This window comes from Pseudomonas sp. S5F11, assembly GCF_019641515.1.
GTDB lineage: Bacteria > Pseudomonadota > Gammaproteobacteria > Pseudomonadales > Pseudomonadaceae > Aquipseudomonas > Aquipseudomonas rhodesiae.
In genome coordinates, this window is the sequence record NZ_JAIFJZ010000001.1 from 2,577,368 (window position 1) to 2,601,252 (window position 23,885).

Here is a 23,885-nt window from a genome sequence, read left to right on the forward strand (position 1 = left end):
CCATGGATCCGCGCAGTGAAGTACTGCTTCGCCAGGCCGAACTTTTTCAAGGCAACCTGCTATTGGTGGGGTTGCCCGCCGACGACTTGCTGGGGCGCCTGCCCAATGCCCACGGCTGGTGCTGGCATGCCGGCGACCAGGCGGCGCTCGACGCCCGTTTCCTCGAGCGCAGCCAGTTCGGCGTCAGCGTGCCGGAGCGTGCGTTCGACGCGGCGGTAATCTTTCTGCCCAAGTCCAAGGACCTGACCGACTATCTGCTCAAGGCCGTGGCCGCACGCATTCCCGGCGCCGAGCTGTTCCTGGTGGGCGAGAAAAAAGCCGGTATCGAAAGCGCCGCCAAGCAAATGATCCCCTTCGGCAAACCGCGCAAGCTCGACAACGCGCGGCATTGCCAGCTGTGGCAAGTCACCGTAGCCAATGCTCCGCAGGCGTTGGCGTTGGAGAGCTTGGCACAGACCTTCGACGTACCGCTGGCCGAAGGGCCGTTGAAGGTGGTGAGCCTGCCGGGGGTGTTCAGCCACGGTCGCCTGGATCGCGGCACCGAGTTATTACTGGCGCATCTGGATAAACTGCCGAGCGGCCACCTGCTGGACTTTGGCTGTGGGGCTGGCGTATTGGGAGCCGCAATCAAACGTCGCTACCCGCACAACACCGTCACTTTGCTCGACGTGGACGCCTTCGCCGCCGCCAGCAGCCGCCTGACCCTGGCCGCCAACGGCCTGGAAGCCGAGGTGCTGACCGGTGATGGCATCGACGCCGCGCCGATGGGATTGAATGCGATTCTGAGCAATCCACCGTTCCATGTTGGCGTGCACACAGACTATTTCGCCACCGAGAACTTGCTGCGAAAAGCGGCCAAACATCTGTCAAAAGGCGGCGAACTGCGCTTGGTGGCCAACAGTTTCCTGAAGTACCAGCCGCTGATCGAAGAGCATCTGGGCGCGTGTGCGATCAAGGCTGAAGGCAACGGTTTTCGTATCTACCGCGCCAAGCGCGGCTGATCGAGGTTTAGCAAAGAACGCTTGCCGAATGGAATTTGCCTAGGCAGAATCCGCTCCGTCCTAGGGGAGTAGTCTCCCACGAGCACCATGCTCGTCCGGCATACGTCAACATACTTGGTCAGCAGACCATGGCGTATGCGACCCAGGAGTCCGCACAGACGGACCGGGGTTTGACAAGACCTATGACACGCACACCTTACCCGGGGCGGGAAGGCTGTACGTGTCATAGCCGTGTCGACCCGCCCCTGGAAACCTACCTGATGCTGGATTCATTGCTCGTTCCCACCGCAATCGTTGCCTTGGCCGAAATCGGCGACAAGACGCAACTGCTCGCCCTCATCCTGGCCGCCCGCTTTCGCAAACCCTGGCCGATCATCGCCGGTATCGTCGCCGCCACCCTGGCCAACCACGCCGCCGCCGGTGCCGTGGGCGCCTGGTTCGGCAGTTTCTTCTCGGATGCGGTGCTGCACTGGATCCTCGCGGCCAGCTTCTGCGCCACCGCGCTGTGGACCTTGGTGCCGGACAAACTCGACGATGACGAAGCCAGCACCACGCGCAAGTTCGGGCCTTTCCTAACCACGCTGATTGCGTTTTTCCTCGCGGAAATCGGTGACAAGACGCAAATCGCCACGGTGATGCTCGCCGCGCAATATCCGGAACTGTGGCTGGTGATCATCGGTACCACCCTGGGCATGCTGATTGCCAACGTGCCGGTGGTATTGGCGGGGAATTTCGCCGCAGAGAAACTGCCGCTGACGTTGATTCGCCGCCTGGCCGCCTCAGCGTTTTTCATCCTGGCGATCGTGGCGGTGTACAAAGCCATGCAGAGCAGTGGCTGGATCTAAGAGTCTCAGCCTGCAAACCCAATTCAATGTGGGAGGGGGCAAACCCTCTCCCACCATTGGATCGTCACAGGGTCAAGATTTTTTGGCCTGCTGATAGAGCGGCATGACCTTTGGAATGGCCGCCTGCAGCGAGGCGATGCGGCTGTCAGACGCCGGGTGCGTGCTCATGAACTCCGGCGGCGCGCCCTCGGACGCCTTGGCCATCTTGTTCCACAGCGTGATCGCGGCGTTCGGGTTGTAGCCGGCACGGGCGGACAGTTCCAGGCCGATCAGGTCCGCTTCGTTTTCATTGCTGCGACTGTTGGGCAAGGTCATGCCGTAGTTGGCTACGGTGTCGGCCAGCGCCAGGCTGTCCTGACCCAGGCCAAACAACGCGCCGGCGCCCTGCTTGGCCATTTCGATGCCGTAAGCCTTGGACATGGCTTCGCGACCATGCTCACGCAGGGCATGGGCGATCTCATGGCCCATTACCGCGGCCAATTCGTCATCGGTGAGCTTGAGGTTGTCGATCAGCGCGCTGTACACGAAGATCTTGCCGCCAGGCCCGCAGTTGGCGTTCATCTCATCGCTTTTGATCAGGTTCACTTCCCAGTTCCACTGCGCCGCATCCGCACGGAAGGTCGGTGCCTGGGCGATCAGACGCTTGGCGATGGCCTGCACCCGCTTGGCGTTGGCACTGGTTTTATCCACCAAGCCTTTGCCGCTGGCCTCACCCAGGGTCTGCTGGTAGGACTGGGCATACATCTGGTCGACTTCCTGGCTCGACAGCATGCTGAACATGTACTGCTTGCGCTCTACCCCAACGGCGCCGCCGCTGGTGGTGTTGACCGATTGACACCCGGCCAGCAGGACCGCTGCCGCCAATACACTTACCGCCAGTGATTTCTTCATCAATACACTCTCCCTGAAAAGACGCCCTGAAAACATGGCGCGTATCGTAGGCGTTCGACTGTATCGACGCCAGATACACCAGACGTGTAACCGTTGAATTTCGGATACATCTCACACCTCCCGCTGCGGCGACGGCTGTCCCATTTGCGACAAGCGGCCGGCTTTTGACCGCCCACCGCTCATGACCTGCCCGTCTCCAGCCGATACATCAGGCAGCCCATCTCTCCTGCGCGTGGAGCGTTCATGAAATTCAAGTCGATTCAGTTTTCCGTCGCCGCATTGGCCGGGGCCATTGTGCTGACCGTGGTCGCGGTGCTGGTGCTCTACGCGGTGTTCGCCAGCGCGCGCACCCAAGAGATGGTCCAGCAACGCACTCAGGCGCAGTTCGAGCAGATCATCGAGCAGCGCCTGACGTCCCTGGCGCAAACCCAGGCCACCCAGATCCAGCGTGAGCTGGAGGCGCCACTGGTGACCGCCAAAGGTTTGGCCACCGCCAACGCCTTACTTGCCATGAAGGACGCCAAGGGCGAGCCCGCGCTGCAGATCGCCCGTGAGCAACTGATCAACCTGCTGCGTGAAAGCGTGGTGCGCAACCCCAAAATCCTCGGTGCCTACATCGGCTGGGAACCCAACGCGATCGATCATAACGACGCCGCCTACGTGAACAGCCCCATCATCGGCATGGGCGCCGACGGCCGCTTTATCCCGTGGTGGTATCGCAACGCGGACGGCAGCCTGGGCCTGGATAAGCTCGCCGACGTGGCCGACCAGAAAATGCTCTCCACCGGCGTACGCGCCAGCGAGTACTACCTGTGCTCCAAGGAAAGCCAGAAGCCCTGCGCCATCGACCCCGCCCCGTATAAAGTCGGCGACGTCATGGTGATGCTGGCCTCGTTCATCGAGCCGATCATGGTCGATGGCAAGTTCCAGGGCATTGTGGGGGCCGATCTGTCGGTGAACTTCATTCAGGACATGCTCACCAGTGCCGACCAGAAGCTCTATAAAGGCGCCGGCGAACTGGCGCTGATCTCCAGCAACGGCCGCCTGGTGGCCTACACCAAGGACGCCAGCAAACTCGGCGAAAAGGCCAGCGACCTGCTCGACGCCAGCGAACTGACCAACCTCAACCAGCTCAAGCCCGGCGAAGTGCGCTACGACATCGACCGCGAGCACGGCCATATCGAGTTGTTCCTGCCCTTCGGCATCGGCCAGACCGACGCACGCTGGACCTTGATGATGCAATTGCCATTGGCGGCGGTGATGGCCGACTCGCAGAAACTGCAAAGCGACCTGCAAGCCCAGCGCAAAACCGATACCGTCGGCATGGCGATCGCCGGCCTGGTGGTGGCCGGGCTCGGCCTGCTGGTGATCTGGCTGGTTGGCCATGGGATCGCCCGCCCGCTCAAACAGATGGTGGCCATGCTCAATGACATCGCCCAAGGCGAAGGCGACCTGACACGCCGCCTGACCAGCGACCGAGCCGACGAGTTGGGCGCAATCGCCAGCGGTTTCAACACCTTCCTGATCAAATTGCAGGGCATGATTACCCAAGTGGTGAGCTCGGTGCAGAAGGTTAGCGATTCGTCGGAGCACACCGCCGATATTGCGATCCGCACCAACCAGGGCGTGCATAAGCAGATGGTGGAAATCGACCAGGTCGCCACTGCCGTGCATGAGATGACCGCCACCGCCCAGGACGTGGCGCGCAATGCCACCCAGGCCGCGCAAGCCGCCAGCCACGCCGATCAGGCCGCGAATCAGGGCATGCGCATTGTGCGCGACACCTCGGCCTCCATCGGTGTGCTGGCCGAGGAAATCGGCAAAGCGGTTGCGGTGGTGCAAACGCTGGCCAAGGACAGTGAAAACATCAACGCGATCCTGACTGCCATTCGCGGGATTGCCGAACAGACCAACCTGCTGGCGCTGAACGCTGCCATCGAAGCCGCGCGCGCCGGCGAACAAGGTCGCGGGTTTGCCGTGGTCGCCGACGAAGTGCGCAACCTGGCGCAAAAAACCCAGCAGGCCACCGAAGAAATCCAGGCCATGATCCAGCAGTTGCAACAAGGCACACGGGACGTGGTACGGGTGATGGAAGACAGTCAGCACCGCACCGACGAAAGCGTACAACACGCGGCCAAGGCGGCTGAAGCGCTGCAGACTATTACTCAGGCAGTGTCGGTGATCAACGACATGAACACTCAGATTGCCAGTGCGGCCGAGGAGCAGAGCGCAGTGGCCGAGGACATCAATCGCAACGTGATTAATATCGGCCAGGTGGCCAATGAAGTGGCGGGAGGCGCGGACGAATCCAGCGCGGCCAGTGCGGACTTGACCAAGCTGGCGGAGCAGCAGCGGCGGCTGATCAATCAGTTCAAGGTGTAGGGCGCGCCGACAGGCTCACGCCGGGGTCAGGCACTCCGGCCCATTGAGCTTGGGATCGTTGACCAGGTTGGCCAGGACCCGCTCGCGCAACGCGCTCGGTTCACTGGCCAGCAATGCCTGCAACGCCGGCAGCGGCGTGTCGGGGTTGAGCCAGGCCGCTTGCCCTGCCGCATCCAGGATCAACGGCCGTCGCTGACTTTGCGCGGCCTGCGTCACCACGGCCGTGCTCAGCCACACCTGTTCCTGCACGGGGTAGGCTTCCCAGATCGCGGCAAAAAACAACGAGGAGCCCTCCCCCGGCGTCAGCCAGTACGGGCGTTTGCGCTGGGTTCCGCGCCATTCGTAGAAACCGTTGGCTGGCAAAAGGCAGCGGCGTTGGCGAAACGCCTCGCGAAACATCGGTTGCTCGGCCAGGGTTTCGGCGCGGGCATGGGCCGGGGTGCGGGACAGGTCGGTGAGCCAGGGCGGCGTCAGCCCCCAGCGAGCGCGGGCCAGGGTGAGCTGCTCGCCTTCCAGGCGCTGGATCAGCACCGAATCATTCGGCGAAATGTTCCACTGCGCCTGCTGATCGGCCGGAAAGCCCGGCAAGGCAGCAAAGGTGGGGTTCCAGCGAAACAGGGCATAACGTCCACACATGGGGCAACACGACTCTTGGATAAACCGGCCGACAGCCTAACAGACCAACACGTCGGGGAAGCTGTCGGGTTCATCGCCGGGCAGCGGTTGCGCGCCGATATAGGCGGTGATGAGTTCACGGGCGTCGAGTGCGCGGTCGTTGTCCACTTCCAGGCCAAGCAGGCCGAAGATCGGCAATTCGCCGGTGCCGCCGAGCAAATGGCGGCCCACCAGGTGCGCCTCGATACCCTCGCTGGCGAGCATCTGCTGCAGCAGCTCGCCTTCCATCAGGTTTTCCGGTTCGTAGATTCGCTGCATAGGCGTACCTGTTATTCGTTCTCGCTGCGAGTGTCGAGCATCCACTCGTCGCCATGCACCTGCAGATTGAAAATGATCGGTCTGCAACACACCTGGCAGTCTTCAATGTAAATCTGGTCACCGCCAGACAAATCCACCGATGTTTCAACCGACTCGCCACAATAAGGACAATCGTACAGCGCAGGTTCCAGCATCGCAGTCTCCCAGGTGACTTGTGCGTATAATCGCCGGTCTATTTACAGGGTTATACCCCGGCTGAGCCAATGACTCGGGCCGAACCCTGGTATTTCTTCTACTTATCCTAGCCGTTTCTAACAAGAGAGCATGATGGGCGAATTCGATACCATCCGACCTTACAACGACAGCGAAGTCCCGGCGGTGCTGGCGCGGCTGTTCAGTGACAAGGCCTTTCTGGACATCCTGACCCACTTCCGCTTCCCCCGCTTCGCCGGCACCCTTGGCTGGCTGCTCAAGCCCATGATCGCCCGCAAATTGCGCCGCGAATTCGCCGGCGTCACCACCGTGGCGACGCTGCAGGACAAAGTCGAGTATTACGTCGACCACACCATCGACCGGGCGACCGACGGTGTCACCTACACCGGGGTCGAGCAGCTCAAATCGGGCACCGCCTACCTCTTTCTGGCCAACCACCGCGATATCGTGATGGACCCGGCCTTCGTCAACTACGCCGTGTACCACGCCGGCCTGCCGACGCCGCGCATCGCCATTGGCGACAACCTGCTGCAAAAGCCGTTCGTCAGCGATCTGATGCGCCTGAACAAGAGCTTCATCGTGCACCGCTCGATCACCGGGCGGAAGGAAAAAATGGCGGCGTTCAACCTGCTGTCGGCCTACATCAACCATTCGATCCTCAATGACCGCCAATCGATCTGGATCGCCCAGGCCGAAGGCCGCGCCAAGGACGGCGACGATCGCACCGAATCGGCGATCCTCAAGATGTTCCACGTCAGCCGCAAGGACGAACCGTTCGCCGAAGTGATCCAGTCGCTGAACCTGACGCCGGTGTCCATCAGCTACGAATATGACCCCTGTGATGCGGCCAAAGCGCGTGAACTGTATATCCGCGCCACCACCGGCACCTACACGAAGGCACCGGGCGAGGACGACGTGAGCATTGCCCTGGGCATCACCGGCTACAAGGGCCGGGTGCATATCAACTTCGCCCCGCCGATTACCGAGCGCTTCGAAGACACCAAGGTGCTGGCGGTGGAAATGGACCGGCAGATTCTCGGCGGCTACCGCTTGTTTCCGGTGCACTACCTGGCTTATGCCCAATGGAGTGACGCCGAGCCGCAATTGCAGGTGCCCAAGGCCGAGGAGCTGTTCCCCGCCGACGAGTTGGCCAAGGCGAAGGCCGAGTGGGAGCGGCGCTTGAGCGAATGCCCGGCGGAACACCGGCCATTCCTGGTGGTGCAATATGCAACGCCGGTGCGCAATCAGTATCGGGTCAAGGCTGGGATCCCGCTCTAAACACCGGGCGAAAAATGTGGGGGCTTGCAGCTCCCACGTTCGCTTTGCAGTGTTCTTAAAGGTGAGTGCTGACCCACGAGGTCAGTAGCGCCATTCCAAGGCAGGCGAACCCGATGCGGTAAGCCACCCGGTGCGCCCGTACAAGGCGCACATCCAGAAACAGCATCGGCTGATCGATTGCGCGTTCTTCGCTTTGAGCGGCGAGCTTGGTCATGGCGCGCTGCTCGCGCAGGCGGGTGACATACAGCAGCGCGGCGCCTGGGCAGGCGATTGCCAGCGCGACAACGTTAATCATTAGTGCGGGCAGTGCCATCGCAAACCTCGGTAAAACGGTGCCTGGGTAACAGTTTGGACACAACCGCACGCGCACTACCTCTGCTGCGCGTGAACGTTTCCTCCCCATGGACGGCTAATCTATCCAGTAATTTACCGCGTCACCTGAACGTCACCTTAACAGTCCACTCTGTGGCCCTTCGGACGTTCGGGAGCTTGTCATGCTGCATGCACAAAACCAGGATCGGCTGTATCTGATCGCTCAAAGCGATGAACAGGAGGCGCTGATAGACAGCCTGGCGTTCAACGTTCAAGACCGGCATTGGCTGGTGTATTGCGCCCTGGGCGGGCATTCCCATGCGGACTTGCCGGAAACCGATCTGCTGACCGGGATCAGCCTGCTGGACTTCTGTATCGACACGGCGGCATGAAACTGAAGACGTAAAAAAACCGGGCCTTGCGAGCCCGGTTTTTTGTGGAGCGGTTATTGCGAGCTAAGCAACTGGCCGATGCTCGGGTCTTTGAACAGACGGGTCAAGGCATCGCTCAGGACGTCGCTGACCAGCTTGGTGTTGGTCTCCTGGTTCGGCGACATGCCAAAGCGCTGATTCAGGGATGCAGCGTAGCGGCCACTGTAGCGGCGGGTGCCGGCGTTGACGTCGGACTTGAAGGTCGCGCCGATTGACGCCTCGGTCACATACAGACCTTCCTTCGGCGACTGGTATTTCAGCTCAGCCAGGGTGACCGTCAACTGCGGCACGCCCGGCGAGTTGGAGGGAGTAAAGCCCAGCAGACGCACGGCCGCCTCGGCTTGGACCTGCAGCTTGGGCAGCACATCCTGGGCGTTGACCGAAATCAGCGCGGTCTCCGGATACAGGCCCCCACGGGAACCCAAGGTCGGCGAAGGACGGCCATCCACCACACGCACCGACACCGGCTGACCATGGCCTACCGGGGCCAACTGCGTGGTGAGCTTCGGTTGCGGGCTGAGTTGTTGCGGGCTGTTGGCGCAGCCAACCAGGGACAACGTGGTCACAGTGATCAAACCGAACAACAGGCGTTGCAACATGCGCTTCTCTCCAGAAATCAGGTACCGACAGGCCGGCAGTATAACGGGGCGCCATCGCCGGGAACCAGCATCAGTTACAACCTATGACTCACGACACTTTGCGCGGTTCGCTGTCACCGATGTGTCACAGCCGATACATCGCCGCGTCATCCCGCATCGGCATGCTTGGCCTCATTCACAGGAGGTTGATCGCCATGCAATATCTCTGGTCGTTATTTACTCGCAAGTCCGCGCTTCGTCAGTTTGCCTTGCTCGATTCCCAGGGCCGCTGCCAAGCCTTCAAAGAATGCAGCCAGCCGCCGGTGGGCCAAGGCTGGGTGGAAATCGAAGAAATCCGCCTGAGCTGGATGCATCGACCGCTGCCGGCCCGGGCCCGTGTCAGCCCACGCGCGACACGGTCATCGCGCCACCCGGTGTTGGCCGCCTGACCAAACGCCTAATAAAAGTCATAAAACACGCCCATTTCCCTGACGTTCTTCGCTACAATCTCCCCCCGATTATAAGGACGTCTCCTGATCGGGCCTCGCAGCATCGTTAATGCCTCGGTATTAACCCCCAAGAATCGCCCACAGAGAGCCGCCCACACAGATCGAGTGAAGCCGGCGCGCTTGCTGTTCCTTTGCAAACCACCCGCCTTTACCGAATCTGCCAGAGCTGCCATTGCGCTCGGCCACTTGAGTTGTTTGCCCGTTTTGCTGCCTATCGGCAGAGGTTTACGGGCCAGGTGCCAGGCTGGGGCAGCCCTTTTTTGAGGTTCACGTCTTCAAAAGAGCGTGAAAAAACGGGTTTTCACAACTTCACAAGAGTGTGGCGAGCAAATGAATAGTTTGGCGTTTGTACAAGCACCATCAGCGTCTGGAACAGCCCAACCGCACAGGACCGAGTACTCATCAACCACTGGAGCTTGAGCCTGTCCGCTACGGATTGATTGCACGCATCGCACGCTTTGACCATAAGTCGAATTGCCACAGCCGCCCATGAATGCGTTCATAGGCAGATCAGGCCAGGCAGCAAGCGTGTGCTGAGTTGCAAAGAATTGCGAAACGGACATGGCGATCCTGGCCATGGGTAACCTGGGGCAATACGTGAACGCCCCGTCACTCCTGGCAGCCATGCCGTCAATTTGGTGCTGCAGATTTTGGAGACGCGTTAAATGGCGCATAACGAAGCAGTCGATGTAGTACTGGTAGGGGCCGGCATCATGAGTGCCACCCTGGCCGTACTACTCAAAGAGCTCGACCCCGGCCTCAAGCTGGAAGTCGTTGAGCTGATGGACTCGGGTGCCGCGGAAAGTTCCAACCCGTGGAACAACGCCGGTACCGGTCACGCCGGCCTGTGTGAGCTGAATTACACACCTCAGGCCGCCGATGGCTCCATCGACATCAAGAAAGCCGTGCACATCAACACCCAGTTCGAGGTGTCGAAGCAGTTCTGGGCGTACTTGACCAAAAAGGGCACCTTTGGCTCGTCCAGATCCTTTATCAGCCCGGTACCGCACCTGAGCTTCGTGCAAGGCGACAAAGGCGTGGAGTTCCTCAAGAAGCGCTTTGAGACCCTGAGCCAGCACCACGCGTTTTCGGACATGCACTACACCGAAGACCGCAGCGAGATGGCCGAATGGATGCCGCTGATGATGCCGGGCCGCCCGCTCGACGAAAAAATCGCCGCCACCCGCGTCATGAACGGCACCGACGTCAACTTTGGCGCCCTGACCAATCAACTGCTCAACCACCTGACCAGCTCGGCCGACACCCAGGTCAAGTATTGCAAGCGCGTCACCGGCCTCAAGCGCAACGGCGCCGGCTGGACCGTGAGCATCAAGGACGTCAACAGCGGCAACAGCCGTGAAGTGGATGCCAAGTTCGTGTTCCTCGGTGCTGGCGGCGCGGCCCTGCCGCTGTTGCAAGCCTCGGGCATCGAAGAAAGCAAAGGCTTCGGCGGTTTCCCGGTCAGCGGCCAGTGGCTGCGCTGCGATAACCCTGAAGTGGTCAAGCATCACCAGGCCAAGGTCTACAGCCAGGCCGCCGTGGGTTCGCCGCCAATGTCGGTGCCGCACCTGGATACCCGCGTGGTGGATGGCAAGAAATCTCTGCTGTTCGGGCCTTATGCCGGGTTCACCACCAAGTTCCTCAAGCACGGTTCGTTCCTCGACCTGCCGCTGTCGGTTCGCGCCGGCAACATCGGCCCGATGCTGGCCGTGGCTCGCGACAACATGGACCTGACCAAGTACCTGGTCAGCGAAGTGATGCAGTCCATGGAACAGCGCCTGGAATCCCTGCGCCGCTTCTACCCGGAGGCGAAAGCCGAGGACTGGCGCCTGGAAGTGGCCGGTCAGCGGGTGCAGATCATCAAGAAAGACCCGAAGAAAGGCGGCGTGCTGCAATTCGGTACCGAGCTGGTCGCAGCCAAGGACGGGTCGCTGGCGGCCCTGCTGGGCGCCTCGCCAGGCGCTTCGGTGACCGTCTCGATCATGCTGGAACTGATCGAGCGCTGCTTCCCGGACAAGGCCAGTGGAGAGTGGGCGGCTAAGCTGCATGAAATCTTCCCGGCGCGGGAAAAAGTGCTGGAGACCGATGCCGAGCTGTATCGCAAGATCAACGCCCAGAACAACATCAGTCTGCAATTGGTTGAGCAGAGCAACGAGGCCGAGAGCTTCGCCTAAGGCCTTGCTGCAATAAAAAACGCCCCGCTCTCACGAGGAGAACGGGGCGTTTTTTTGCCTGGAGTAATCAGCCGCGGGCGTTGTCGATCAGCTCGATGTATTCGGCGGCGTTACGCTGGTCTTTGATCAGGTCGACGAAGGTCTGGCCGTGCTCATCCTTGCCATCCAGGTCCAAACCGGCTGCCTTGAAAAAACCCAGGAAGCGCTCGAAGTCGTCGATACGCAGGCCACGGTAAGCCTTGATCAGTTTGTGCAGGGACGGTGAAGTTGCGTCGACTGGCTCGAAGTCCAGGAACAACTTGATCTGATCGTCGCCGATCTCGTCGCCAATCACCTGTTTCTTATCTTTACGCATTACCGACTCCAGCCTGCAGACATTTACACGGGGCTTGAAGTCTACCTGCGGGGCACGGCCTTGTGTAGGCGCCGGCCTATCTGGACTTGACCGTGCCGGTATGCAAATCCGCCCAGATATGACCGTTGGCATAACTGAGGAACTGCACATACACCGTGTCATTGCGCAGCAGATCGACGATTACACGGTATTGAGCCACCGGGTACGACAAGGTAAGCGTACGGGTTTTCTCATCGAATACCGGCTTTTTCAGGCTTTTGCTTTCGGCATCGAAGTTGAGCATCACTTGGGCGATGGTCGCGCCTTTGTTCAGGGGCTTACCCTTGAGGCGGATCATCAGCGGTGACGTAACCGGGATCGGCTGTTGATTGGACTGACGCTGATTGCCCACCACCACCGCGTACTCGGTGACCTGCAGCAATTGCTGCTGATCAGGAGCTTCGGCACGCAGGGCAAGGTCATCCGGCGGCAGGAATTGGCCGTGCATCGGCGCCGGCGCTGCGGCCAAGGGCAAACTGAAGGACAACGCCAGCATGGCGCAACTGCGTATCAACCGGCTCATGAGCCACTCCACGGCAAGGGGCCCAGCACTGTAGCTCAATCGAACTGCGCAAGCATCCAGCGTTGATACGCCGCCACGCCGGCGTCGCCTTCACGCGGTGCCCACTCGGCCAGTTCGCCCTCGCCAACCGGCCGATAAGGCCCTGCCTTGCATTCGAACATCACCGTATCGGGCTGCAGCACCACCAGGCCATGGAACACGCCCGGCGGCAGATCGACGCCGGCGCACTCGCCGCCAGCCTGCATCACGCGCTTGGCGATTACCTCGCCGCGGTCATTGAACACCAGCAGGCCCAGACGGCCCTTGAGCACGAGCAAGGTTTCCGCCTTGTCCGCACTGAGGTGGCGATGTGGGGGCACGTAGGTGCTCGGTTGCAGGCCCACTGCCATGCGATGACACGGCTCGTCCATCTCATGGAAATTGTGATGATGCCGCCCACGGGTGCTGGCGTTCGCTTTCTCGGCCAGCTCGGTAAACAGTGTCTGATCCAGAAAGCGCGCCACGTATCACATCCCTTTGACGGCGTAGATGCCATTGGCGTTGCGCCAGTAGCCCTTGTAGTCCATGCCGTAACCGAAGATGTAACGGTCGATGCACGGCAGACCGACGAAATCGGCTTTCAGCTCAGGGCGAGCCTTGCGGTCGTGGTCTTTGTCGATCAGCACGGCAGTGTGCACTTTGCGTGCGCCGGCGTGTTTGCAGAAGTCGATGATTGCGCCCAGGGTGTGACCTTCATCGAGGATGTCGTCGATGATCAGCACGTCACGGTCAATAAACGAGACTTCCGGCTTGGCCTTCCAGAACAGGTCGCCGCCGCTGGTTTCATTGCGATAGCGGGTGGCGTGCAGGTAAGACGCTTCCAGCGGGAATTGCAGGTGAGTCAACAATTTGCCGGCGAAGATCAGACCACCGTTCATCACACAGAACACCACCGGGTTGGTATCGGCCATTTCGCGGGTGATGTGGGCGCCGACCTTGGCGATCGCTTCTTCGACTTGCGCTTCGGTGTACAGGCAGTCAGCCTCGCGCATGATTTGACGGATATGCTCGAGATCAGCGGACATGGCGCTCTCCAAGGGGTGCTGTGGCAAGAAAAGCGGGCGAAGGTACGCTTCTCATGCGCTCCGGGCAAGCCTTTATGGACTAACGTGCTACATGTCTATAGGACAACACCCTCGGATAGATTAATCTAGGCCGGTTTTTTTGCCCGCCGCCGGAGCCTTTCCCATGCCCACTCGCGAGATCCGCCACCCGCTGATCCGACACAAACTCGGCCTTATGCGCCGCGCCGACATCAGCACGAAGAACTTCCGTGAGCTTGCTCAGGAAGTCGGAGCGCTGCTCACTTACGAAGCCACCAAGGATTTACCCCTGGAGAATTATGAGATTCCCGGTTGGGCCGGTCCTGTCCAGGTCGAGAAAATCGCCGGTAAGAAAATCACCGTGGTACCGATCCTGCGCGCCGGCATCGGCATGCTCGAAGGCGTACTCAGCCTGATCCCGGGCGCCAAGGTCAGCGCCGTGGGCGTGGCCCGTAATGAAGAGACACTGCAAGCCCACACTTACCTGGAAAAACTCGTTCCGGAAATCGACGAGCGCCTGGCAATGATCATCGACCCGATGCTCGCCACCGGCAGCTCCATGGTCGCCACCATCGACCTGCTGAAGAAGGCCGGTTGCAAGGACATCCGCGCCATGGTGCTGGTAGCCGCGCCGGAGGGCATCGCCGCCGTCGAGAGCGCACACCCGGACGTGCAGATCTACACCGCCTCCATCGATGAACGCTTGAACGAACACGGCTACATCATCCCAGGCCTGGGCGATGCCGGTGACAAGATCTTCGGCACCAAGCAGAAGGACGCGTGAGCATGCAGGATGAATTCAACGACCCGCTTTGGCGCCAGATCCTGTCTGGCGCACAAATGCTCTTCGTGGCATTTGGCGCGCTGGTGTTGATGCCGCTGATCACAGGTCTTGATCCAAACGTTGCGCTGTTCACCGCAGGTCTAGGCACCTTGCTGTTCCAGGTGGTGACCGGGCGTCAGGTGCCGGTATTCCTGGCATCGAGCTTCGCCTTCATCACCCCGATCATCCTCGCCAAGGGCCAGTTCGGCCTCGCGGCGACCATGGGCGGCGTGATGGCGGCCGGTTTCGTTTATACGTTCCTGGGCCTGGCGGTGAAGATCAAGGGCACCGGTTTTATCGACCGCTTGCTGCCGCCGGTGGTGATAGGCCCGGTGATCATTTCCATCGGCCTGGCCATGGCACCGATTGCCGCGAACATGGCCATGGGCAAGTCCGGCGACGGTGCCGAGCTGATTCATTACCAGACGGCGATGATGATCTCGATGCCGGCGCTGCTGACCACGCTGATCGTGGCGGTATTCGGCAAAGGCATTTTCCGCCTGGTGCCGATTATCTCCGGCGTGCTGGTGGGCTTTGCCATGTCGTTCTACTTTGGAGTGGTCGACACGGCCAAGATCGCGGCCGCCCCGTGGTTCGCCCTGCCCCACTTCACCGCGCCGGAATTCAACTGGCAGGCGATCCTGTTTATCGTCCCGGTGGCCCTGGCCCCGGCGATCGAACACATCGGCGGCGTGATTGCGGTGGGCAGCGTGACCGGGCGCGACTACCTGAAAAAACCTGGCCTGCATCGCACCTTGCTGGGTGACGGCATTGCCACCACGGCCGCCGGCCTGTTTGGCGGCCCGCCGAACACCACTTACGCCGAAGTGACCGGCGCGGTGATGCTGACCAAGAACTACAACCCGAAAATCATGACCTGGGCGGCTATCTTTGCCATTAGCCTGGCGTTTATCGGCAAATTCGGCGCGCTGCTGCAAAGCATTCCAGTGCCGGTGATGGGCGGAATTCTATGCCTGTTGTTCGGTTCGATTGCTGCTGTGGGGATGAACACGTTGATTCGCCACAAGATCGACCTGGGCGAAGCGCGCAATCTGGTGATTGTGTCGGTGACCTTGGTGTTCGGCATTGGCGGCGTGCTGGTGGGAACCGGCACCGGCCCGGATGATTTCGGTCTCAAGGGCATCGCCCTGTGCGCCGTGGTAGCGATCGGGTTGAACCTGCTGCTGCCGGGCAATGATGGCTGGAAGAATAAGAAGCCAGATGAGCCATTGATCTGACGGCCAAAGCACCAACCAATGTGGGAGGGGGTTGCCCCCTCCCACATTTGATTTCACTGAGTGTTAGAGGTCACCCAAGCCATCGATCAACGCCTGATTCTGCTCCGGCGTACCAATGCTGATCCGCAGGAACTGGGCAATCCGCTCCTGCTTGAAGTGCCGCACGATCACGCCCTGCTCGCGCAACTTCGCCGCCAGACCAGCCGCGTCGTGCCGTGGGTGGCGGGCAAAGATAAAGTTGGCCGCCGACGGCAACACCTCAAAGCCCTTATCCTCCAACTGCGCGACCAACTGGTTGCGGCTGTCTATCACCTGTCGGCAGGTCTTCTCGAAGTATTCACGGTCCTCGAATGCGGCCGCCGCGCCGACAATCGCCAGGCGATCCAGGGGGTAGGAGTTGAAGCTGTTCTTGACCCGCTCCAGCGCCTCGATCAAGTCCGGGTGGCCCACCGCCAGGCCCACGCGCAAACCGGCCAGTGAGCGCGATTTGGACAGGGTCTGGGTCACCAGCAGGTTCGGGTAGCGGTCCACCAGGCTGATGGCCGTTTCGCCGCCGAAGTCGATATAGGCTTCATCGACCACCACCACCGAATCCGGGCTGGCCTTGAGGATCTGTTCCACGGCGTCCAGCGCCAGGACGCAGCCGGTTGGCGCGTTAGGGTTGGGAAAAATGATCCCGCCGTTAGGCTTGGCGTAGTCTTCCACGCGGATCTGGAACTGCTCGTCCAATGGCACCGGCGCCGACTGGATGCCGTAGAGGCCGCAGTAGACCGGGTAGAAGCTGTAGCTGATATCCGGAAACAGCAGCGGCAGCTCGTGCTGGAACAGGCCGTGGAAAATGTGCGCCAACACCTCATCGGAACCGTTGCCGAGGAATACTTTGCCGGCGTCGATCCCGTAATACGTGGCCACCGCCTGCTTGAGCAGGTCGCTGTTCGGGTCCGGATACAGGCGCAAGTTGTCGTTCAACTCGGCCTGCATCGCAGCCAACGCCTTGGGCGATGGACCGTAGGGATTCTCGTTGGTGTTGAGCTTGACCAGTTTGGTCATTTTCGGTTGCTCGCCGGGCACGTAAGGCACGAGGTTCTTGACGAAAGGGCTCCAGAATTTGCTCATGTCTTACTCTCCCTTGGCGATGCGATATTCGGCGCTGCGCGCGTGGGCGCTCAGCGATTCACCACGGGCCAGCACCGAAGCGGTCTTGCCCAGCTCGGACGCGCCCTGTGGCGAGCAGAAGATGATCGAAGAACGCTTCTGGAAGTCATACACCCCCAGCGGCGACGAGAAGCGCGCGGTGCCGGAGGTGGGCAGTACGTGGTTGGGGCCGGCGCAGTAATCGCCCAGGGCTTCGCTGGTGTGGCGCCCCATGAAGATCGCACCGGCGTGGCGAATCGACGGCAGCCAGGCCTGTGGGTCAGCCACGGACAGCTCCAAGTGCTCGGGCGCGATGCGGTTGGCCACTTCGATGGCTTGCTCCATATCACGCACCAGGATCAACGCACCGCGGCCATTGATCGACTTCTCGATGATCTCGGCACGCTCCATGGTCGGCAGCAGCTTATTGATGCTGGCCGCGACCTTATCGAGGAACTCGGCATCCGGGCTGACCAGGATCGCCTGAGCGTCTTCGTCATGCTCGGCTTGGGAGAACAAATCCATGGCGATCCAGTCCGGATCGGTCTGGCCGTCGCACACCACCAGGATCTCCGACGGGCCGGCGATCATGTCGATACCGACCTGGCCAAAGACGTGGCGCTTGGCGGTAGCCACGTAAATATTGCCGGGGCCGACCACCTTGTCGACCTTTGGCACGCTCTCGGTGCCATAGGCCAAGGCCGCCACGGCCTGGGCGCCACCGATGGTGAAGACGCGGTCGACACCGGCGATGCACGCGGCGGCTAGCACCAATTCGTTGATTTCACCGCGCGGGGTCGGCACCACCATGTCCACTTCAGCCACACCGGCAACTTTGGCCGGGATAGCATTCATCAGAACCGACGACGGGTACGACGCTTTGCCGCCCGGCACGTACAGGCCTGCACGGTCGAGCGGCGTGACCTTCTGGCCCAGCACCGTGCCATCGGCTTCGGTGTAGCTCCAGGAATCCTGCTTCTGTTTTTCGTGGTAACTGCGAACCCTTGCCGCCGCCACTTCCAGGGCTTCGCGCTGGGGGGCGGTGATGCGGGTCAGGGCCAGCTCCAGGCGCTCGCGAGGCAGGATCAGATCGGACATGGACTGGACGTCCAAACCGTCGAACTGACGGGTGAAGTCCACCAGTGCGGCGTCGCCACGCTCGCGCACCGCCTTGATGATGTCGAGCACCCGCTGGTTGACCGAATCGTCGGACACGCTTTCCCAGCTCAGCAGATGATCCAGATGATGGGCGAAATCCGGATCGGCAGCGTTGAGTCGGGCAATTGCAGTGGACGTGGTCATAGCGAGGGCCTCATAGGATTGGCAAAAAACTCAGGCGCCCTAAACTACCGTTCGCTCCGCTTGGGCACCTGAGAATTCTGGCTATGAGGCGGATAGACGGGCGCAGCCTAAGGCCGCGCGTGTGGGTCAACCGCGGTGTCGAGACTCCACTGCCTTGCGCAGGGTGTCGATCAACGCCTGGATACGGGCGTGTTGCATCTTCATAGATGCCTTGTTGACGATCAGACGGGAGCTGATGTCAGCGATAAATTCCTGTGGTTCGAGACCGTTGGCACGCAGGGTATTGCCGGTATCGACCACGTCGATGATCTTGTCGGCCAGGCCGATCAGCGGCGCCAGCTCCATCGAGCCGTAGAGCTTGATGATATCGACCTGACGGCCTTGTTCGGCGTAGTAGCGCTTGGCGACATTGACGAACTTGGTGGCCACGCGCAGGCGGCCCTTGGGTTCAACGTCACCGACGCGACCGGCGGTCATCAGCTTGCACAGCGCAATGCGCAGGTCCAGCGGCTCATACAGGCCCTGACCGCCATATTCCATCAGCACGTCCTTGCCGGCGACGCCGAGGTCGGCCGCGCCATGCTCAACATAGGTCGGCACGTCAGTAGCCCTTACGATCAACAGACGAACGTCGTCCTGGGTCGTGGGGATGATCAGCTTGCGGCTCTTGTCCGGATTCTCGGTCGGCACGATGCCCGCTTCAGCCAGAAGCGGCAAAGTGTCGTCAAGGATACGGCCCTTGGACAGTGCGATGGTCAACATGGGAAACGTCAATCCTTCATCAGGCTATTGCTGTCCGGTCGCAAACGGCGCCAGACACAGATCGAGGCCATGACAGCCTCGATTTGGAACACATTCAGCATACCGCGAACTGACACCGTGTGTGGTGAGCGGGCTTGCCAGGCGCGGGGTTGCGTAGCGACCCCAAAGCGGGGACTGCTGCGCAGTCCAGCGCGGGGCGCGGGGCAAGCCCGCTCACCACAGCAAGCCCACTCACCACAGCAAGCCCGCTCACTACAGTGGCGGTGTTTTCAGTTCCAGGACTAGCCCGGTACGCGGCGAATTTTTGCGCCGAGCATCTGCAGTTTTTCTTCGATGCACTCGTAACCGCGGTCTATGTGGTAGATGCGGTCGATCAAGGTGTCACCGTCCGCACACAACGCGGAGATTACCAGGCTGGCCGAGGCACGCAGGTCGGTGGCCATTACTGGCGCGCCCTTGAGCTTGTCGATCCCGGTCACGATGGCAGTGTTGCCTTCAACCTGGATCTTCGCGCCCATGCGGTGCAGCTCGTATACGTGCATGAAGCGGTTTTCGAAGATGGTCTCGATCACGGCACCGGTGCCTTCTGCAATCGCGTTCAAGGAAATGAACTGCGCCTGCATGTCTGTCGGGAACGCCGGGTACGGCGCGGTACGCACGTTGACGGCTTTTGGCCGCTTGCCGTGCATGTCCAGTTCGATCCAGTCTTCGCCGCAGGTGATTTCGGCACCGGCTTCACGGAGTTTTTCCAGGACCGCTTCCAAGATGGTCGGATCGGTATCCTTGACCTTGACGCGACCACCGGTGACGGCGGCGGCGACCAAGTAGGTGCCGGTCTCGATCCGGTCGGGCATAACCTTGTAGGTTGCGGTGTGCAGACGCTCTACGCCATCAATGGTGATGGTGTCGGTGCCAGCGCCGGAAACCTTCGCCCCCATGGCGTTCAGGAAGTTAGCCAGGTCGACTACTTCCGGCTCGCGGGCGGCGTTTTGCAGTACGCTGCGGCCGTTGGCCAGGGCAGCGGCCATCATGATGTTCTCGGTACCGGTCACGCTGACGGTATCGAAGAAGAAGTTCGCGCCCCGCAGGCCGCCTTCCGGTGCCTTGGCCTTGATGTAGCCGCCTTCGACGTCGATGATCGCGCCCATCGCTTCCAGACCACGGATGTGCAGGTCCACCGGACGCGAGCCAATGGCGCAACCGCCAGGCAGTGCCACTTCGGCTTCGCCGAAACGGGCAACCATCGGGCCCAGCACCAGGATCGATGCACGCATGGTTTTCACCAATTCGTACGGAGCGATCAGGGTTTTGATGGTACGCGGGTCGATTTCGACAGCCAGTTTCTCGTCAATCACCGGCTCGATGCCCATGCGACCGAACAGCTCGATCATGGTGGTGATGTCGTGCAGATGCGGCAGATTGGCCACGGTCACCGGGCCATCGCACAGCAGGGTCGCAGCCAGAATCGGCAAGGCGGAGTTTTTCGCACCGGAGATGCGGATCTCGCCATCAAGGCGGGCACCGCCGGTAATAATCAATTTATCCATAAGAATCTCGACGCCTTGGGGGCTCAGGTGCGCTCGGCCCAGGCCGCGCGGCTGAAAAATTTCATAGTGACCGCATGGATGCTGCCATCGGTGATCCACGGGTTTAAATGGGCATAGATCTGCTGCTGACGCTTGACCGGGCTCAATGCCGCCAGTTCATCGCTAATCACGTTCAGCTGGAAATTGCAGCCTTCGCCTTCAACTACAACCTCAGTATTCGGCAGCTTTCCTTCAAGGAAGCTCTTAACTTCTAGGGCCTGCATGCTCAACCTCTATCGGCGCCCAGTGCGCGCGGGTCGCACATCATACAAAAAAGCCCCGCGCCTGCGAACCCCGCATAGCAGGACTCTGACGGGGGGCTTGCTTGAATATGTGTATTAAGGATGCGCCAACAGCTCGGTCAGACCGGAAACCTCGGCAATTTCGCGCATGTCGTCGGGTAACGCACGGATGCTGACCGACTTCTTGGCCGCCTCGGCATCGCGCATGAAGCACAGCAACAACGATAATCCGACGCTGCTGGACTTGGTCACCGCCGAGCAATCCAGCACCAGCGCGGGCGCGGTACTGGTCTTGATCAGTGCCTGGCCCTGCTTGCGCAGGTCAGGCCCGGTACGGTAATCCAGCACGCCGCTGAGAAACAGCTCGCCGGCATCGCCAAGACGAACAGCCGACTCGATCATTGCGCAGACTTCCCGGCTTCTTTGTCGGATGTTTCCTTGGCCTTGGCGACTTCCCCGGCCCAGCCGTTGATGGTCTTGTCCAGGTCGTTGCCATTGCGCTGCATCGCATCGGCGAACTGATCACGGAACAGCTTGCCGATATTGATGCCGTTGATGATCACGTTACGCAGCTTCCACTCGCCTTGGATCTTCTCCAGGGTGTATTGCACCGGGTAGATCGCGCCGTTGTTGCCTTTGACGCTCATGTTGACGCTGGTGCGATTACCCGATTCGTCGCCGGCTGGCGCAACGGTAATGCCCTGGTTGTTGTACTCAAGCAATGCGTTGCCATAGAACTGAAACAGGCCGCGCTTGAAATTTTCCTGGAAGCGCTGCATCTGCTCAGGCGTCGCCTTACGCGAATACTTGACCGTCATGATGCTGCGGGAAATGCCTTCGGCATCGACCACCGGCCCGACAATGGTATTGAGCGCGTCGTAAAACTTACTCGGGTCTTGCTTGTACTGTTCTTTGTTAGCCGTCAGGTCAGCCAACATTTTGTTGGTCGTGTCCTGCACCAGATCGTGCGCAGAACCCGCCGCGTTAGCCAACAACGGCAGCGCTGCAAGCAGTACCAGAAGGCCACGTCGTAAGGTAGAGATCATGTACAGATTCCTCATTTAGCGTCTTTATTGACCGTATTGAGCAGGAATTTACCGATCAGGTCTTCAAGCACCAGCGACGACTGCGTGTCGTGGATGGTCGAACCATCCTTGAGCAAGGCTGTTTCCCCGCCCACGCTGATACCAATGTACTTCTCGCCCAGCAGACCCGCGGTGAGGATAGACGCAGTGGAGTCGGTCGGCAGGTTGTCGACCTTCTTGTTCAGCTGCATCGTCACTCGACCCGTGAAGCTATCGCGATCCAGATCGATTGCCGTGACCTTGCCGATCGTCACGCCGGCCATGGTCACTTTGGCTCTGACAGTCAAACCGGCGATATTGTCGAAGTACGCGTAAAGTTTATAAGTGTCGGCGGTGGGGCTGGCCGACAGGCCACTGACCCGAAGGGCCAGCAACAGTAAAGCCAGGATGCCAGCCAGCAAGAAAAGGCCGACACCGATTTCCACAGTGCGGTTTTGCATCAGAAATCTCCAAACATCAAGGCGGTCAAAATGAAGTCAAGGCCCAGTACCGCCAGCGAGGCGTACACAACGGTCTTGGTGGTGGCGCGACTGATCCCTTCTGAAGTGGGCTCACAGTCATAGCCTTGGAATACGGCGATCCAGGTCACTACAAAGGCAAAGACGATGCTCTTTATAACGCCGTTGAGCACGTCACCGTTGAAGGTCACGCTGTTCTGCATGTTGGCCCAGTAGGAGCCGTCGTAGACGCCCAGCCAGTCTACCGCGACCCAAGAACCACCCCAGATACCCACCACACTGAAGATCATCGCCAGCAATGGAAGAGAAATGAAGCCAGCCCACAGGCGCGGGGCAACAATGTATTTGAGCGGGTCCACGCCAATCATTTCCAGGCTGGACAACTGCTCGGTGGACTTCATATTGCCGATTTCGGCGGTCAGCGCGGAACCCGCGCGCCCAGCGAACAACAATGCAGTCACCACCGGCCCCAGCTCGCGTAACAGCGTCAGGGCCACCATCTGCCCCACCGCCTGCTCCGAACCGTAACTGGACAGGATATTGAAGCCTTGCAACGCCAGTACCATGCCAATGAAGACGCCGGAGACCACGATAATCACCAGGGACATCACACCCACTGCGTGCAACTGCTTGATCAACAGACCAAAGCCGCCACCAATGCCGCCGCGGCCTAGTAACGCGTGAAATAGAAAAATCGTCGAACGACCCAGCACTTCGACGATGTCGATGCCCGAGCGACCGAAAAGGCGAACCTTTTCGATAAGAGATGTCTTGCGCATCAGCGCTTCCCCAGAAGATCTGCGCGGTAGTCCGCCGCCGGAAAGTGAAAAGGCACGGGGCCGTCGGGATCGCCGGTCATGAATTGGCGAATGCGCGGGTTGTCGGCATTCATCAATTCCTCAGGCGTGCCCTGCCCCAACACCTGACCATCGCCGACGACGTACAGGTAGTCGGCGATGCTCGCGGTTTCCGCCAGGTCGTGGGAGACCACGATACTGGTGATCCCCAATGCATCGTTCAGCAGACGGATCAGGCGCACCAGCACCCCCATGGCGATCGGGTCCTGACCAACAAAGGGCTCGTCGTACATAAGGATCTGGGGATCAAGGGCAATGGCGCGCGCCAGGGCGACGCGACGCTTCATACCGCCGGACAGCTCGTCAGGCATCAGGTCGATGGCGCCGCGCAGGCCCACGGCCTGGAGCTTCAACAAAACAATGTCACGAATCATTTCATCGGACAGTTGCGTATGCACCCGCAGCGGAAACGCCACGTTCTCGAACACATCGAGGTCGGTGAACAGTGCCCCACTCTGGAACAACACGCCCATGTGCTTGCGCGCATCGAACAGATCGCTGCGCGACAGCGTCGGCAGGTTCTGGCCGTTGACCCACACCTCACCGGCGTTCGGGCGCAATTGCATGCCCATCAAACGCAACAGGGTGGTCTTGCCGCAACCGGAAGGCCCCATGATGCCGGTGACCTTGCCGCGGGGAATGCGAATATCGACGTTATTGAAGATGCTGCGCGTCCCGCGCTTGAAGGTCAGTCCCTTCAGCTCGACCGCGTAGGCGTTATCGGCACTCATCTAAACTCCTTGGGATGCAGCTTCTCACTCAGACACCATCTATGCGACAAACGTTTGCAACGGCTGCGCAATATAGATAGCCACAGGGACTGAGCGGACCGAACTGGCCGCGAACTATATC

Annotated in this window: 29 protein-coding genes, 1 pseudogene and 1 riboswitch; of the genes and pseudogenes, 10 read left to right on the forward strand and 20 right to left on the reverse strand. The window is 60.4% G+C overall.

Translation table 11 applies throughout. From position 1 onward, the window contains the following. Positions 1 to 2: 2 nt before the first annotated feature. Both K1567_RS11625 and K1567_RS11630 read left to right on the forward strand, forming a co-directional pair. Positions 3 to 1,001, forward strand: coding sequence for a class I SAM-dependent methyltransferase (locus K1567_RS11625; RefSeq protein WP_220698513.1), 999 nt, complete (start codon positions 3 to 5; stop codon positions 999 to 1,001). A 51-nt stretch (positions 1,002 to 1,052) separates the two neighbouring features. After that, positions 1,053 to 1,172: riboswitch (yybP-ykoY riboswitch) on the forward strand. Between the two features lie 89 nt (positions 1,173 to 1,261). After that, positions 1,262 to 1,846: a TMEM165/GDT1 family protein gene (locus tag K1567_RS11630; RefSeq protein ID WP_016978300.1), complete on the forward strand. Its 585-nt coding sequence runs from the start codon at positions 1,262 to 1,264 to the stop codon at positions 1,844 to 1,846. Between the two features lie 72 nt (positions 1,847 to 1,918). Here K1567_RS11630 and K1567_RS11635 read toward each other — a convergent pair whose 3' ends face one another. Next, complete coding sequence (locus tag K1567_RS11635; protein WP_034095942.1) at positions 1,919 to 2,737, reverse strand: M48 family metallopeptidase; 819 nt, start codon at positions 2,735 to 2,737, stop codon at positions 1,919 to 1,921. Between the two features lie 1,323 nt (positions 2,738 to 4,060). On the opposite strand from K1567_RS11635, the pseudogene K1567_RS27960 reads away from it, so the two are divergent. Next, positions 4,061 to 4,261, forward strand: a pseudogene (locus K1567_RS27960) (HAMP domain-containing protein); the annotation flags it as partial. 114 nt (positions 4,262 to 4,375) lie between these two features. Continuing rightward, positions 4,376 to 5,119 (forward strand): methyl-accepting chemotaxis protein, encoded by a 744-nt coding sequence (locus K1567_RS27965; protein WP_371918484.1) that lies wholly within the window; start codon positions 4,376 to 4,378, stop codon positions 5,117 to 5,119. Positions 5,120 to 5,134: 15 nt separating this feature from the next. On the opposite strand, the gene K1567_RS11645 is transcribed toward K1567_RS27965, so the two are convergent. Genes K1567_RS11645 through K1567_RS11655 form a run of 3 tightly spaced genes read right to left on the reverse strand, consistent with a single transcriptional unit; the run spans position 5,135 to position 6,246 of the window. Beyond that, the gene (locus K1567_RS11645; RefSeq protein ID WP_034095940.1) at positions 5,135 to 5,755 is read right to left on the reverse strand and encodes an SOS response-associated peptidase; all 621 of its coding nucleotides are present in this window, start codon (positions 5,753 to 5,755) and stop codon (positions 5,135 to 5,137) included. Between the two features lie 36 nt (positions 5,756 to 5,791). Further along, entirely contained in the window at positions 5,792 to 6,052 is a 261-nt protein-coding gene (locus tag K1567_RS11650; RefSeq protein ID WP_034095939.1) for a putative signal transducing protein, read from the reverse strand. 11 nt (positions 6,053 to 6,063) lie between these two features. Continuing rightward, complete coding sequence (locus K1567_RS11655; protein WP_034095938.1) at positions 6,064 to 6,246, reverse strand: CPXCG motif-containing cysteine-rich protein; 183 nt, start codon at positions 6,244 to 6,246, stop codon at positions 6,064 to 6,066. 133 nt (positions 6,247 to 6,379) lie between these two features. Between K1567_RS11655 and K1567_RS11660 the strand changes: the two genes are divergently transcribed. Continuing rightward, entirely contained in the window at positions 6,380 to 7,543 is a 1,164-nt protein-coding gene (locus K1567_RS11660; RefSeq protein ID WP_220698515.1) for a 1-acyl-sn-glycerol-3-phosphate acyltransferase, read from the forward strand. Between the two features lie 55 nt (positions 7,544 to 7,598). Here K1567_RS11660 and K1567_RS11665 read toward each other — a convergent pair whose 3' ends face one another. Beyond that, positions 7,599 to 7,856: a hypothetical protein gene (locus tag K1567_RS11665; RefSeq protein ID WP_034095936.1), complete on the reverse strand. Its 258-nt coding sequence runs from the start codon at positions 7,854 to 7,856 to the stop codon at positions 7,599 to 7,601. Between the two features lie 181 nt (positions 7,857 to 8,037). Here K1567_RS11665 and K1567_RS11670 point away from each other — a divergent pair, with 181 nt between their 5' ends. After that, a complete protein-coding gene (locus tag K1567_RS11670; protein ID WP_034095935.1) occupies positions 8,038 to 8,247 on the forward strand; it encodes a hypothetical protein in 210 nt (69 codons plus the stop codon). 53 nt (positions 8,248 to 8,300) lie between these two features. Here K1567_RS11670 and K1567_RS11675 read toward each other — a convergent pair whose 3' ends face one another. Next, positions 8,301 to 8,885 carry a YajG family lipoprotein gene (locus tag K1567_RS11675; RefSeq protein WP_034095934.1) on the reverse strand — a complete coding sequence of 195 codons (585 nt, stop codon included), beginning with the start codon at positions 8,883 to 8,885 and terminating at the stop codon, positions 8,301 to 8,303. 194 nt (positions 8,886 to 9,079) lie between these two features. On the opposite strand from K1567_RS11675, the gene K1567_RS11680 reads away from it, so the two are divergent. After that, the gene (locus K1567_RS11680) at positions 9,080 to 9,313 is read left to right on the forward strand and encodes a hypothetical protein (RefSeq protein WP_047881647.1); all 234 of its coding nucleotides are present in this window, start codon (positions 9,080 to 9,082) and stop codon (positions 9,311 to 9,313) included. A 725-nt stretch (positions 9,314 to 10,038) separates the two neighbouring features. After that, on the forward strand, positions 10,039 to 11,547 hold the full coding sequence (mqo, locus tag K1567_RS11685; protein WP_220698516.1) for a malate dehydrogenase (quinone): 1,509 nt from the start codon (positions 10,039 to 10,041) through the stop codon (positions 11,545 to 11,547). A gap of 67 nt (positions 11,548 to 11,614) precedes the next feature. Here the strand turns inward: mqo and K1567_RS11690 are convergent, their stop codons facing one another. The 4 genes from K1567_RS11690 to K1567_RS11705 form a co-directional block, all read right to left on the reverse strand. Continuing rightward, positions 11,615 to 11,902 (reverse strand): PA4642 family protein, encoded by a 288-nt coding sequence (locus K1567_RS11690; RefSeq protein ID WP_017845962.1) that lies wholly within the window; start codon positions 11,900 to 11,902, stop codon positions 11,615 to 11,617. Between the two features lie 76 nt (positions 11,903 to 11,978). After that, entirely contained in the window at positions 11,979 to 12,464 is a 486-nt protein-coding gene (locus K1567_RS11695) for a hypothetical protein (protein WP_034111783.1), read from the reverse strand. Between the two features lie 35 nt (positions 12,465 to 12,499). Further along, positions 12,500 to 12,967 carry a WbuC family cupin fold metalloprotein gene (locus K1567_RS11700; RefSeq protein ID WP_034095930.1) on the reverse strand — a complete coding sequence of 156 codons (468 nt, stop codon included), beginning with the start codon at positions 12,965 to 12,967 and terminating at the stop codon, positions 12,500 to 12,502. A gap of 3 nt (positions 12,968 to 12,970) precedes the next feature. Next, entirely contained in the window at positions 12,971 to 13,528 is a 558-nt protein-coding gene (locus K1567_RS11705; protein WP_012722254.1) for a hypoxanthine-guanine phosphoribosyltransferase, read from the reverse strand. 163 nt (positions 13,529 to 13,691) lie between these two features. On the opposite strand from K1567_RS11705, the gene upp reads away from it, so the two are divergent. Together upp and K1567_RS11715 are read left to right on the forward strand one after the other, a co-directional pair. Then, positions 13,692 to 14,330, forward strand: a complete 639-nt coding sequence (upp, locus tag K1567_RS11710) for a uracil phosphoribosyltransferase (protein ID WP_034095929.1) — start codon at positions 13,692 to 13,694, stop codon at positions 14,328 to 14,330. A 2-nt stretch (positions 14,331 to 14,332) separates the two neighbouring features. Beyond that, a complete protein-coding gene (locus K1567_RS11715) occupies positions 14,333 to 15,607 on the forward strand; it encodes a uracil-xanthine permease family protein (protein ID WP_034095928.1) in 1,275 nt (424 codons plus the stop codon). Positions 15,608 to 15,670: 63 nt separating this feature from the next. On the opposite strand, the gene hisC is transcribed toward K1567_RS11715, so the two are convergent. From hisC to K1567_RS11765, 10 genes are all read right to left on the reverse strand, one after another. Continuing rightward, positions 15,671 to 16,723 carry a histidinol-phosphate transaminase gene (gene hisC / locus K1567_RS11720; protein WP_034095927.1) on the reverse strand — a complete coding sequence of 351 codons (1,053 nt, stop codon included), beginning with the start codon at positions 16,721 to 16,723 and terminating at the stop codon, positions 15,671 to 15,673. Between the two features lie 3 nt (positions 16,724 to 16,726). Beyond that, entirely contained in the window at positions 16,727 to 18,043 is a 1,317-nt protein-coding gene (hisD, locus tag K1567_RS11725) for a histidinol dehydrogenase (RefSeq protein WP_220698517.1), read from the reverse strand. A gap of 126 nt (positions 18,044 to 18,169) precedes the next feature. After that, the gene (gene hisG, locus K1567_RS11730; RefSeq protein WP_010213102.1) at positions 18,170 to 18,805 is read right to left on the reverse strand and encodes an ATP phosphoribosyltransferase; all 636 of its coding nucleotides are present in this window, start codon (positions 18,803 to 18,805) and stop codon (positions 18,170 to 18,172) included. Between the two features lie 281 nt (positions 18,806 to 19,086). Continuing rightward, positions 19,087 to 20,352: a UDP-N-acetylglucosamine 1-carboxyvinyltransferase gene (gene murA, locus K1567_RS11735; RefSeq protein ID WP_034095925.1), complete on the reverse strand. Its 1,266-nt coding sequence runs from the start codon at positions 20,350 to 20,352 to the stop codon at positions 19,087 to 19,089. A gap of 23 nt (positions 20,353 to 20,375) precedes the next feature. Next, a complete protein-coding gene (locus K1567_RS11740) occupies positions 20,376 to 20,615 on the reverse strand; it encodes a BolA family protein (RefSeq protein ID WP_034095924.1) in 240 nt (79 codons plus the stop codon). A gap of 114 nt (positions 20,616 to 20,729) precedes the next feature. After that, positions 20,730 to 21,035 carry a lipid asymmetry maintenance protein MlaB gene (locus tag K1567_RS11745; protein WP_034095923.1) on the reverse strand — a complete coding sequence of 102 codons (306 nt, stop codon included), beginning with the start codon at positions 21,033 to 21,035 and terminating at the stop codon, positions 20,730 to 20,732. Next, entirely contained in the window at positions 21,032 to 21,679 is a 648-nt protein-coding gene (locus tag K1567_RS11750; RefSeq protein ID WP_034095922.1) for a phospholipid-binding protein MlaC, read from the reverse strand. Before K1567_RS11750 ends, K1567_RS11745 begins: the two co-directional genes overlap by 4 nt. A gap of 11 nt (positions 21,680 to 21,690) precedes the next feature. Then, on the reverse strand, positions 21,691 to 22,158 hold the full coding sequence (gene mlaD, locus K1567_RS11755) for an outer membrane lipid asymmetry maintenance protein MlaD (RefSeq protein WP_034095921.1): 468 nt from the start codon (positions 22,156 to 22,158) through the stop codon (positions 21,691 to 21,693). After that, a complete protein-coding gene (gene mlaE / locus K1567_RS11760; protein ID WP_034095920.1) occupies positions 22,158 to 22,955 on the reverse strand; it encodes a lipid asymmetry maintenance ABC transporter permease subunit MlaE in 798 nt (265 codons plus the stop codon). Before mlaE ends, mlaD begins: the two co-directional genes overlap by 1 nt. After that, on the reverse strand, positions 22,955 to 23,764 hold the full coding sequence (locus K1567_RS11765) for an ATP-binding cassette domain-containing protein (RefSeq protein ID WP_034095919.1): 810 nt from the start codon (positions 23,762 to 23,764) through the stop codon (positions 22,955 to 22,957). The genes mlaE and K1567_RS11765 overlap by 1 nt, the downstream gene beginning before the upstream one ends. Between the last annotated feature and the right edge of the window lie 121 nt (positions 23,765 to 23,885).